The organism is Marinobacter nauticus ATCC 49840, from assembly GCF_000284615.1.
Classification (GTDB): Bacteria; Pseudomonadota; Gammaproteobacteria; order Pseudomonadales; family Oleiphilaceae; genus Marinobacter; species Marinobacter nauticus.
In genome coordinates this window covers 2,691,805-2,703,637 of sequence record NC_017067.1, presented here as the reverse complement: position 1 = coordinate 2,703,637, position 11,833 = coordinate 2,691,805, and the positions used below count along the sequence as shown (strand labels likewise).

General features: G+C 57.5%; 11 protein-coding genes. 1 reads left to right on the top strand and 10 read right to left on the bottom strand.

Annotated elements, in window-relative coordinates; genetic code table 11:
* Positions 1-7: 7 nt before the first annotated feature.
* The 5 genes from MARHY_RS12580 to leuS all read right to left on the bottom strand — a co-directional run bounded on the left by MARHY_RS12580 (position 8) and on the right by leuS (position 5,372).
* A complete protein-coding gene (locus tag MARHY_RS12580) occupies positions 8-643 on the bottom strand; it encodes an endonuclease (protein ID WP_022991403.1) in 636 nt (211 codons plus the stop codon).
* A 189-nt stretch (positions 644-832) separates the two neighbouring features.
* Entirely contained in the window at positions 833-1,096 is a 264-nt protein-coding gene (locus tag MARHY_RS12575) for a hypothetical protein (protein WP_014422133.1), read from the bottom strand.
* 103 nt (positions 1,097-1,199) lie between these two features.
* Positions 1,200-2,213 (bottom strand): DNA polymerase III subunit delta, encoded by a 1,014-nt coding sequence (holA, locus tag MARHY_RS12570; RefSeq protein ID WP_014422132.1) that lies wholly within the window; start codon positions 2,211-2,213, stop codon positions 1,200-1,202.
* Positions 2,210-2,785, bottom strand: a complete 576-nt coding sequence (locus MARHY_RS12565) for an LPS-assembly lipoprotein LptE (RefSeq protein WP_014422131.1) — start codon at positions 2,783-2,785, stop codon at positions 2,210-2,212. Before MARHY_RS12565 ends, holA begins: the two co-directional genes overlap by 4 nt.
* A gap of 1 nt (position 2,786) precedes the next feature.
* Positions 2,787-5,372 carry a leucine--tRNA ligase gene (gene leuS / locus MARHY_RS12560; RefSeq protein WP_041655576.1) on the bottom strand — a complete coding sequence of 862 codons (2,586 nt, stop codon included), beginning with the start codon at positions 5,370-5,372 and terminating at the stop codon, positions 2,787-2,789.
* Between the two features lie 151 nt (positions 5,373-5,523).
* On the opposite strand from leuS, the gene MARHY_RS12555 reads away from it, so the two are divergent.
* A complete protein-coding gene (locus MARHY_RS12555) occupies positions 5,524-6,072 on the top strand; it encodes a zinc ribbon-containing protein (protein WP_014422128.1) in 549 nt (182 codons plus the stop codon).
* Positions 6,073-6,121: 49 nt separating this feature from the next.
* Here MARHY_RS12555 and lnt read toward each other — a convergent pair whose 3' ends face one another.
* The 5 genes from lnt to miaB all read right to left on the bottom strand — a co-directional run bounded on the left by lnt (position 6,122) and on the right by miaB (position 11,762).
* Complete coding sequence (gene lnt, locus MARHY_RS12550; RefSeq protein ID WP_014422127.1) at positions 6,122-7,666, bottom strand: apolipoprotein N-acyltransferase; 1,545 nt, start codon at positions 7,664-7,666, stop codon at positions 6,122-6,124.
* A complete protein-coding gene (locus tag MARHY_RS12545) occupies positions 7,656-8,501 on the bottom strand; it encodes a CorC family transporter (protein WP_011786186.1) in 846 nt (281 codons plus the stop codon). Before MARHY_RS12545 ends, lnt begins: the two co-directional genes overlap by 11 nt.
* Entirely contained in the window at positions 8,498-8,971 is a 474-nt protein-coding gene (gene ybeY / locus MARHY_RS12540) for an rRNA maturation RNase YbeY (protein ID WP_014422126.1), read from the bottom strand. Before ybeY ends, MARHY_RS12545 begins: the two co-directional genes overlap by 4 nt.
* Entirely contained in the window at positions 8,968-9,954 is a 987-nt protein-coding gene (locus tag MARHY_RS12535; RefSeq protein WP_011786184.1) for a PhoH family protein, read from the bottom strand. The genes ybeY and MARHY_RS12535 overlap by 4 nt, the downstream gene beginning before the upstream one ends.
* Positions 9,955-10,415: 461 nt before the next feature.
* The gene (gene miaB / locus MARHY_RS12530) at positions 10,416-11,762 is read right to left on the bottom strand and encodes a tRNA (N6-isopentenyl adenosine(37)-C2)-methylthiotransferase MiaB (RefSeq protein WP_014422125.1); all 1,347 of its coding nucleotides are present in this window, start codon (positions 11,760-11,762) and stop codon (positions 10,416-10,418) included.
* Positions 11,763-11,833 lie beyond the last annotated feature (71 nt).

Genomic DNA, 11,833 nt, shown 5'->3' with positions numbered 1-11,833 from the left:
CGTCAGTCTATAGACGTTCTATCAGCCCAGGATTCACTACAAACGGGTTCTCATTGCCCTGAATTTCGGCAATCCGCTTATGCCGGCTCAACTCCCGGTCATCCGGGGGGTCCAGTTTGCTCCAGCCTTTGAACACCGGCGTGGCCCCCAGCCAGGGCAGGCCATAAGTATCCACCATATAGGCCATGGTGCGGGCAACGTCGCCTTTAACCCGCTCTGGCGGTTCAAAGAACTGGGCGCTTTCACGAATCCCGCAATCATCGGCGCCCGTGGTCTCGCCAAGATTCTCATACCGGGCGTTACGCCGCCGCATTTCAACGCGGGTTCGTACCGGTACCATGTTATGAAGATCAGACGTGATTTGCCGATAGCGATTGTCCTGGCGGCACTGGGAGGTTGTTCCGCAGTCCAGGGCAGTGCGAATGTCGGCAAGTGGATAAACGTAGCCATCGGTCATGACAAAGCCCTTACCAGTGAAGGGAGTATCACAGAAAAACGACGAGCCGCCGTCAGCATACAGGTTGCTCCAGAATTCATTATCAATGACCGTTTGCGGGTCACTGAAACGGGTGTTCTGGCCCACGACCATGCCGGCGGTAAGTGAGAAAGTCAGGGTGACGGAGAGTGCGATTATTTTTTTCATATGACCGTTATACCTCACAGCACGTGTCATACGCCGTGGCCAGCCAGACGACTGGTTGGTGGCAAAATGAACAGTTCGACGAAATTATGACGAACTGTTCAGTCTTTACTGTGAAGTATGGCACAGAGGCAGTGAGACAAAAGCCCCTGTTTACGGAGAGATGTGTTTATTTGTTAACCAGTTAACGCTTTATTTCAGTTTGTTACGGATGTTCTGGTAACCGGTTTTCAGATCCTCTCCCAGCTTGCGAGCAGTTTCCCTCGCCTCATTGCTGGCATTCTCGGCATCATGGAAAATCTGATCCAGCTTTGACCGGAACCGATCCCAATCCTGCTCCAGATCGTCCCATTCGTCTTTTACATCTTCCCTTGCAAGGTGCAACTGAACGCGCGCCTCGTCACGATATTGCTTGATCTTGTCGGACAGCTTGTTGAAATCGTCTTGCAGACTCATGGTATTTCTCCTTCCCTGATGAGTTGGGAGTTCTACAATGCGCCCGAACGTGAAAAAGTGTCAAGTCCCTGAGCGGGCCGGTGTTATCCCGCTTTGATTCAGATCAGCTGGCCCGCTTGCCGGCCAGAATAAGGGAGAGATCCCGGAGGTGATGCCAGGGGGAAAGATCATCGAAGCCCTTGGCAGCCCGATCAATCAGACTACAAAGGTTGATTGCCTGGTGTAACTGGGCCAGTGAAAGTCTTCGAGCCGCTTGCTGGACGGCGGACGAGCGCTTTGGCTGGAAAACGCCGCGCTTTTTCAGAAAGCCCGCGGGGTTTTCTCCACCGGGCAAGGCGGTTTTAAGCTCAACAATCAGATGAAGGTCACGAACGAGCACAGTGAGTAGTCCAAGAGGGTTTTCGCCCTCCTGCTCCAGCACCCCGATCATGCGGCAGGCATGAACCGCCTTGCCGGAAAGCAGTTCCGTGACCAGTTCAAAGCCGTTGAACCTGGCACTATCCTGTACGGCCTGCTCCACCGTCTCTTCATCGATGGTTTTGCCGTTGGTGAGCAGCGTCAGACGGTCCAGCTCCTGGCTGGCGGCCAGCAGATTGCCCTCCAGGCGCTCTGCAAGAATACCGAGTGCTCCACGGGTCAGGCTGAGGCCTTTTGCGGTGGCCCGTTGCTGCAACCATCCAGGAAACTTGTCTCCCTCGACCGGCCAGAGCGGAACGTGCACGCCATGGCCCTGAAGTTCCTTGTACCATTTGCGTTTGGTTTCGGCGGCATCCAGTCTGGCGCTGATCAGCAGGAGAATGACGTCCTCTGGCGGGGATTGCAGTACCTGCTCCAGAACCCGGCGGCCATCGCCAAGTTTGCCGGTGGGCAGATGAATCTCAATGCGACGTTTTTCAGCGAACAGGGACAGGGCGTTGCATTCGTCAGCAACCGTATTCCAGTCGAACTGATTGTCTGCGTGAAAGGTGAGCCGGTCCAGATAGCCAGCTTCACGGGCGGCGGCGCGGATCTGGTCACAGCATTCCTGAACCAGCAGGGGTTCATCGCCGGAGATCAGGTAAACCGAAGCCAGGCCTTTCTTCAGAAGTTGTGGGAGTTGGCCGGGCTGGGTTTTCATGGTGATTCAGGCTCCTCACCATCGGCGGTGTGTTCCTGAACCAGGGCATCAATTCGTTGTCGGGACATAGGCGCCAGCCGGAAGATAACTTGTTGGGCAAGGCGATCGCCCAATTGTTGCCGCAATTCGTCTTCCTCGCGCTGTTTGGCGAGTACATTGGTCTCGTCGTAGCGGTAGGTTTCACTGGCGTTCAGGTCGGTGGTGGCAATCAGCGGGATCTGGTCCTTGGTCACCAGCTCCATGGCGACCGTGTGGCGCAGAATGTACTCAGCCGCCGCTGCCTGTGCGGTAATGGCTGAAGCCCGGCGGTCCTGGCGGTAGTCCGACAGGCGCAGCAGGTAGTCTGCCTGGCCTGGATTCCGCAGCTCGATGCCACCGAGCTCCAGCTGCTCACGCAGAGACTGGCAGAACTGTCCGGGCAGGGAGGACGGGCAGTCAATAGCCAGGGGTTGCAGGGCAGCCGGAACGGGGGAGCTGCCCCGTAACTGAAAGCCACAGCCGGTCAGGGTGAGCAGCGAGGCAAGCAGTGCCAGAAGGCCCAGCTTTTTCAGTTCAGGGGCAGGGCCGGGCATCTTAGTTAGCCACCACGTTCACGAGTTTGCCAGGCACAACGATCACTTTTCGTACGGTCTTGCCGTCGGTGAAACGCATGACGTTTTCGTTCTCCAGGGCAAGCTTCTCCAGATCTGCCTTGCCAATATCCGCCGGTACGTTCTCCTTGGCCCGGACCTTGCCGTTCACCTGCAGAACCACCTCGATTTCGCTACGAACCATGGCGCTTTCGTCGGCAACCGGCCAGGAGGCGTCGACCACCGTGTCAGAGTGACCGAGGGCCTGCCACAGGTTGTGACAGATGTGCGGCACAATGGGGGAAAGCACCAGCACGGCGGTATCCAGGGCTTCCTGACGCACTGCGCGGGTTTGCGGCTCGTCATCGCTGAGCCTGCCCACTTCGTTGAGCAGTTCCATGACAGCCGCGATGGCGGTGTTGAAGGTCAGGCGGCGGCTGATGTCATCGCTGACTTTGGCGATGGTTTCATGAGTCTTGCGGCGCAGGTCTTTCTGAGCACCATTGAGGCTGGCAGGATCAACCGCCGGAGCTTCGCCACTGGCGGTATGCTCATTGACCATCCGCCACAGGCGTTTGAGGAAGCGATGGGCGCCCTCAACGCCGCTGTCGGACCACTCCAGCGACTGCTCAGGTGGTGCCGCAAACATCATGAACAACCGCACAGTGTCGGCACCGTGCTGATCAATGATGGCCTGGGGATCGATGCCGTTGTTCTTGGATTTGGACATCTTGGTAACGCCACCGATTTCCACAGGCTCGCCGTCCGATTTCAGCACCGCTCGCACTACCTGGCCCTTGCCATCGCGCTCAACCGTCACATCGGCCGGGTTGAACCAGGTTTTCCCGCCATTTGCTTCATTGCGGTAGTAGGTCTCGGCCAGAACCATGCCCTGGGTCAGCAGGCGCTTGAATGGCTCGGAACTGTTCACCAGACCAACGTCGCGCAGCAGCTTGTGGAAGAACCGGGCATACAGCAGGTGCAGAATCGCGTGCTCGATGCCGCCGATGTACTGGTCGACTGGCAGCCAGTAATTGGCGGCAGCCGGGTCCAGCATGCCCTTGTCGTAGTTCGGGCTGCAGAAACGGGCGTAATACCAGGAGGACTCCATGAAGGTATCGAAGGTATCGGTTTCCAGGGTGGCTGGCTGGCCGTTGTATTCGGTCTTGCACCACTCCGGGTCGGCCTTGATCGGCGACTGGACGCCGTCCATTTCAACGTCTTCGGGCAGACGAACCGGTAGCTGGTCATCCGGCACCGGCATCTCGGTGCCGTCTTCCAGCGTCATCATCGGGATGGGCGCACCCCAGTAGCGCTGCCGGGACACACCCCAGTCACGCAGACGGTAGTTCACGGTACGTTTGCCAATGCCCTGGGCTTCAAGGTAATCCGCGATTTCCTCAAACGCCTCTTCGCTGGTCAGGCCGCTGTATTTGCCGGAGGACACCAGAACGCCTTTCTCGGTGAAGGCCTGCTCCTGGATATCGATATCGCGGCTGTCGTTCGGTGCAATCACCTGTTTGATGGGCAGCTTGTACTTGACGGCAAACTCGTGATCCCGCTCATCATGGCCAGGAACCGCCATCAGGGCTCCGGTGCCGTAGTCCGTGAGTACAAAGTTGGCGACCCAGACCGGGATTTCTTCCTGGGTCAGCGGGTGAATGGCCTTGAAGCCGGTATCTATACCTTTCTTTTCCATGGTCGCCAGCTCGGCTTCGGCCACCTTGCTGTTACGGCACTGGTCGACAAACTCGGCCACATCGCGGTGGCGCTCGGCCGCCGCCTTGGCCAGAGGGTGCTCAGCGGCGACTGCCATGTAGCTGACGCCCATCAGCGTGTCCGGGCGGGTGGTGTAAACCGTCAGACCACCTTCCTGCTCTTTCAGCGGGAAGGTCAGCTCGGTCCCTACCGATTTGCCGATCCAGTTGCGCTGCATGGTCTTGACCTGCTCGGGCCAGCCCTCCATGTCTTCCAGATCGTTTAGCAGTTCTTCCGCGTAGTCGGTAATGCGGATGAACCACTGCGGAATCTTTTTCTGCTCGACCAGGGCACCGGAGCGCCAGCCCCGACCGTCAACCACCTGTTCGTTGGCCAGTACGGTCTGGTCAACCGGGTCCCAGTTCACGGTGGACATCTTCTTGTACACCAGGCCTTTCTCGTAGAGGCGGGCGAAGAACCACTGTTCCCAGCGGTAGTATTCCGGGTCGCAGGTGGCCAGTTCGCGGCTCCAGTCGTAGCCAAACCCCAGCTGCTTGAGCTGGTTCTTCATGTAATCAATGTTGGAGCGAGTCCACTTGGCCGGTGCAGACTTGTTGGCAATCGCGGCATTTTCGGCAGGCAGGCCGAAAGCGTCCCAGCCCATAGGCTGCATTACATTCTTGCCCTGCATACGCTGGTAGCGGGAAATCACGTCGCCGATGGTGTAGTTGCGGACGTGGCCCATATGCAGCTTGCCGCTGGGGTAGGGGAACATGGACAGGCAGTAGTACTTGGGCTTGCCCGGCTCTTCCTTGACCTTGAAGGTCTCGTTGGTTTCCCAGAAAGTGCGGGCGGTCTGTTCTACTTCACGTGGGTTGTATTGTTCGTCCATTCCTGCCATTGCCAAAAGTACCCTGTGTGAAAAGGATGTTCGAGAAAAGGCCGAACATTCTAACGCACACGCGGCTTAACAGGTAGTCTGCCAATTCTGCGGGTTTGTGCCAGACTGAGAGTATGGTGAAAGGTGCAGATAAGGAGCCCAAATGAGCGAGCCAGAACGCAGTCACCTCTCCGGAAAAGCCCTTGAGGTTTACGACCGAATGCTTGAGCGGGTACAGACACGCCTGCATGAGCTACAGGAAACGTCGTTGCAGACGCTGGAGGAAGAAGTTCAGAAAGCGATAGAAGTGGAATACGAGATCGAGGAAATGACCCGGGAAGAAGCGGATCTGCTCGGGGCGTATCTTCAGCGGGATCTGGAGCACCTGTTGCATTTCGTGGAGGAGACCGGCGAAGGCCTGGGAGAATGGCTGCAACTGGATATCGCATTACTGGAACACACCCTGGCAGACCGGCTTCTCTCGGTGGCCGATCAGACCCTGGTTGATACTCTGGAACTGAAGCAGAAGCTGGAGAATCAGGACGTCAGTCACTATATCTCCGGTGAAGTGGCCACGGCGGGTATGTTCCGGTGCATGAACTGCAGCCACATGCTTTGTCTGACCAAGACCAGCCACCTGCATCCCTGCGAGGCCTGCGGCTCCCATTACTTTGAGCGGGTAACCAGCCGCTGGCCACCGAAAGAAAGCTGAAGCCATCGTCTCGAGCCTGCAAGCCATCTGAGCAGCAGGCTCAAGGCGCTCAGTTTTTCGGGATTACCCGCTCGCGAATGAACACAATCAGGATGATCGCCAACGTCAGCACCGGCCAGGATCCTGTTTGCATGTAGGGTGTGCTCCCGGTTGCCGTAAATACCTCACCGGTCAGCACCGCGCGCTCGAACTGTGGGATGCGCTCGGTAATCTTGCCCTTGTGATTGATGATCGCAGTGACGCCGTTGTTGGTACCCCGCAGCATGTAGCGGCCGGTCTCCAGGGCTCTCATGCGGGCAAGCTGCAGATGTTGCAGCGGCCCGATGGAATCACCGAACCAGCCGTCGTTACTGATCGTCAGCAGCAGATCGGTGTTGCGGGCATTAAACGCCACGAAATCGGGGTAGGCCACTTCATAGCAGATGTAAGGGGTGATTTTCATGCCATTGGCGACCAGCGGCGCTTGCTGCTCTGGCCCAGGCGTGAAGCTACTCATGGGCAGGTCAAAGAAACCGATCAGCCCCCGCAGCAGACCTTGAAGTGGCACATATTCGCCAAAGGGCACCAGCTTCTGTTTGTGGTACATGCCGTCGCCATTGCCGATGGCCATAATGCTGTTGTGGAAGGTGTAGTCTTCAATCTGGCCGCTGTAGCCATACCAGGGGATGCCGGTGATCAGCGTGCTGTTTTCTCCTAACTGTTCCCGGATATGATCAATGACCTTGCCAGCCTGGTCCTGCGGAATGGGGATGGCTGTTTCTGGCCAGAGGATCAGGTCGGTTTGCCAGTGCGCTTCGGTCATGCCCAAATAAGCCACAATCTGATCGCGCAGGAAATCAGGATCCCACTTGATCTGTTGCGGTATGTTGCCCTGCATCGCCGCAAAGCTGACGGGCTCTTCGCTGAGCTCGGTCCAGTCAGCTTTGTTCATGGCCGGGGCGATCAGCCAGGGCAGCAGAGCTGCTACCAGAACGGCGCCAGCAGTGACCTTCCTGTCAAGTTTGAACAGCCACCAGGCGCCGTAAGCAGCCACTGCGGTAACGGTGATCCAGAAGGTAATGCCATGCACGCCAGTCAGCGGCGCCAGCCCGGCCAGGGGGCCGTCGGTGTGGGCGGTGCCCAGATAAAGCCATGGAAAACCGGTCAGCAGCCAGCCGCGCAGCCAGTCACCCAGAATCCAGATGGCAGGGAACAGCAAGAGTCGGCGTGGTGCGCTGTCTTTGGCGAGTTTGCCCCAGAACCAGAACGCCAGCCCATGGAACAGGGCCAGCCCGGCAATAAACAGGACCATGAGTACAATGGCCAGAGGTACCGAAGTATTGCCGTGCTCGCTGATGCTGACGTAAATCCAGCTGGCACCGGAGGCGAACAGACCAAGCCCGGCCAGCCAGCCGGAGCGGAACAGCTTGTCCGGCGCCTGATGGACGGTGACCAGCAGGATCAGAAACACCGACAAGGGCCCCAGCCACCACAGATAGAATGGCGAGAAGGTCAGTGTTTGCAGAGCGCCGGCAATCACAAGGATTGCGGCGCCCAGCCATTTTCGGGTGGTGAACGGGAGTTTCAGTGGCGGGTGCTGTGGATCATGACTCACTGCGGGTTACCTGCAACAGACGGATGACTCGGTTATCGGCGTTGGCAATAGTAAACTGCAAGCCGCCGAATTCAACCGTTTCGCCCCGTCTGGGCAGGTGTCCAAATTCTTTCAGTACCAGGCCGCCAATGGTATCGAACTCTTCTTCGTCCATGTCTGTCTCGAAGAATTCGTTGAAATCATCGATGGGCGTCACGGCCTTCACCGCAAAGGTCCCGTCGCCCCGGGCCTTGATATGGGTCTCCTCATCGAAGTCATGTTCGTCTTCGATTTCACCGACGATCTGTTCCAGCACGTCTTCGATGGTGATAAGGCCAGCGGTTCCGCCGTACTCATCCACCACAATCGCCATGTGATTACGATTTTCCTTGAACTCCTTGAGCAGCTGGTTCAAACGCTTGCTTTCGGGAACAAAGGTGGGCGGCCGCAGGATTTCGCGGATGCGGTTCCAGTTCAGATCGTTGTTGAGGGCAAGAGGAAGCAGGTCTTTCGCCAGCAATACCCCGATGACGTCATCCTGGCTCTCGCCGATGACCGGAAAGCGGCTATGGGCGGAAGACATAATCTCGGGCAGGAACTCTTTGGGTTCCTGAGATGCCTTTACGGTGATCATCTGGGAGCGGGGGATCATGATCTCGTCCACCCGCATGTCGATCACTTGCATGGCGCCTTCAATGATGCTCATGGAGTCAGCATCAATAATGCTCTGGGATTCAGCATCCCGCAGGATTTCCAGCACGTCCTCGACGGACTCAGGCCCGCTGGAAAAGGCCTGTGATATACGCTCCAGCCAGGACTTGTTGCCCTGACTGCGACTCGACTGATCGTCGCTCATGAGTCTGGTTCCGTTTCCTCTGCTTCGTAAGGGTTAGCAAATCCGAGCTGCGCGAGCAGCCGGATCTCGAGGGCTTCCATGACCTCGGCTTCATTATCTTCAATATGATCGTAGCCCTGGAGATGCAACATACCGTGCACCACCATATGGGCCCAGTGGGCGACAGCGTCTTTGCTCTGCTCCCGCGCTTCCTGTTCAACAACTGGCGCGCAAATCACGAGATCTCCGGCCAATGGCACCGTTATACCCGCTGGTGCTTCAAATGGGAAGGACAAAACATTGGTAGGCTTGTCCTTGCCCCGGTACTGGTGATTCAGCTCACGGCTTTCGTCGTTATCGACAATACGGATGGTAACTTCGGTTGGATTCTCATCCTGCCACGCCGCCTCTGCCCAGGCTTCAAACAACGCCTCGGTAGGTACGCCCGTGCCGTCAAAGGCCATCTGAAGGTCCACAGTTACCTTGCTCATTGGCCTGTGGCACTCCCGTCGTTGAAAGAATCGTAGGCTTCAACAATGCGTTGAACCAGGGGGTGACGCACCACATCCTTGGCGTCGAAACGGGTAAAGCCAATACCCGGGACCTTGCTCAACACGCTGGCGGCATGAATCAGCCCGGAATTCTGTCCGCGGGGCAGGTCCACCTGGGTGGTATCGCCGGTAATGACCGCGGTAGAGCCAAAGCCTATCCGGGTCAGGAACATCTTCATCTGCTCCCGGGTGGTATTCTGGCTTTCGTCCAGAATAATAAACGAGTTGTTCAGGGTACGGCCGCGCATGAATGCCAGGGGGGCAATCTCGATCACACTTTTCTCGATCAGGCGGGTTACCTGATCGAATCCCAGCATTTCGTATAGTGCGTCGTAGAGCGGGCGCAGGTACGGGTCCACTTTCTGGGCCAGATCACCAGGCAAAAAGCCCAGCTTCTCGCCGGCCTCCACCGCCGGCCGAACCAGCAGAATACGCTTCACCTGCTCGTCTTTCAGAGCCTCGACAGCACAAGCCACTGCCAACCACGTCTTACCGGTACCCGCGGGCCCGATGCCGAAGTTGATGTCGTGGGTGCGAATGTTATGTACATACTTCTGCTGATTCCGGCCACGGGGTTTGGCGGTCAGCTTGGGTGTCTTGATAACAGTGACCTGGCCTTCATCGTAAGGTACATCATCCGGCAGCCGTTCCAGGCCGGTTTCGCGGATGAACAGGTGCACGGTATCGGGCGGTATGTCATCACTGGCCTCGGTTTCCCGGTACAGATGCCGGATAACCTCGGTTGCCGCCGCTACGTTTTCAGTGCTGCCTTCCACCCGAAAGTGATGCCCGCGCCGGCCGACTTTCACTTGCAAGCGCTGTTCGATCATTTTCAGGTGTTCATCAAACTGTCCGCACAAGGTTGCCAGGCGGCGCTGGTCCACCGGGTGCAGGTCAAATTGTCTGGTATCGTGAGTGTTCAATCTTGCTCCGTTCTGTTTTAACTCCAGACTGGGTGCTAATGGCTGGAGTAGGCATTTCCAATTTTGGGAGTATGGCCGATGCGTGGGTTCGCTTCCACAGGGACGCTCAAGACGTCCTGTTCGCTTAGCTTCGGCCATCCATGGCCTACGATACCCTGTGGAAGCGAACCAACGCACCGGCCTTTCCTGCTATGTGCAGGTTCGCGAGACGAAAAACAAGTACGAGTTTTTACAGGGCCTGCTTTCTTATTAACGAGCGTCTTCGTGAACCAGGCAATGATGGGGCTTCTTTAGCATGCCACCGTGTGGTCAGGCGGAGGCGGGCTGGATCAGCCTCCCAAAAATGTCGGAGGCCATGGATGGCCGTAGAGAAGCGCACATGGATGTGCTCGTAGCGGTTTTTGGGAGGCTGATCCAGCCCGCCTCCCAACGCCACACAAAGAGCACATGGGTGCCGAAGCCTAAAACAACTCGGAACTAACCGGCACACCACGAAGAGAGTTCGGGTAGGCCTCGACGATTTCTACGTCGATGAAATGACCAACCACCTCAGGATTCTCGTGGCGGAAATTCACAATACGGTTGTTCTCCGTACGCCCCGCATACTCGCCCGGATCCTTCTTGGACAAACCAGTCACCAGAATACGCTGAGTAGAACCCACCATCTTCCGGCTGATATCCATCACATTCTGATTCAGGCGATCCTGAAGAATGCTCAACCGCTGCTTCTTCACCTCCATCGGCGTATCGTCGGGCAAGTCAGACGCCGGCGTGCCAGGGCGGGCGCTGTAGATGAAGCTGAAGGACATGTCGAAGCCGATGTCGTTGATCAGCTTCATGGTGTCCTCGAAATCCTTGTCGGTTTCACCCGGGAAGCCGATGATGAAATCCGAAGAAAAGCTGATGTCCGGGCGGATCTTGCGCAGGCGGCGCAGCTTGGATTTGTACTCCAGCGCCGTGTGGCCTCGCTTCATCGCTGCGAGGATGCGATCAGAACCGCTCTGCACGGGCAGGTGCAGGTGGCTGACCAGTTCGGGAACCCGCTCGTAGACTTCAATCAGCGCATCGCTGAATTCCACCGGGTGAGAGGTGGTGTAGCGGATGCGGTCAATGCCGTCGATGGTGGCGATGACTTCGATCAGTTCTGCAAGGTCCATCTGGTCGCCGTCGTGGGTTTCGCCACGGTAAGCGTTCACGTTCTGGCCAAGCAGATTCACCTCCCGCACTCCCTGGGTAGCCAGATGGGCCACTTCGGCGATGACGTCGTCCACCGGGCGGCTGACTTCCTCGCCACGGGTGTAGGGCACCACGCAGAAGGTGCAGTATTTGCTGCAGCCTTCCATAATGGAGACAAACGCAGAGGGGCCGTCGGCGCCGGGCTCAGGCAGGTTGTCGAATTTCTCGATTTCCGGAAAGCTGACGTCGACCACGCCAACGCCGTTACCCTTGGTGCGTACTTCGGTGATCATGTCGGGCAGGCGATGCAGGGTTTGCGGGCCGAATACCATATCCACGTAGGGCGCCCGGTCGATGATGGCCTGGCCTTCCTGGCTGGCGACGCAGCCGCCGACGCCGATGATCAGGTCGGGTTTTTTGGTTTTGAGACTTTTCCAGCGGCCAAGCTGGTGAAACACTTTCTCCTGGGCTTTTTCGCGGATGGAGCAGGTGTTCAGCAGCAGGATGTCGGCGTCATCGGCGTTGTCGGTGACTTCGACCGCTTCGCCGGTTTTGAGCAGGTCTGCCATGCGGGCAGAGTCGTACTCGTTCATTTGGCAGCCGTGGGTTTTGATGTACAGCTTCTTGGCCATGGGTCTCACGTAGTTTGGTGTGTTGGCGCCGGGGTGGAGTGGGGCGCTGGCAAAAATGGACTGCGTATTAT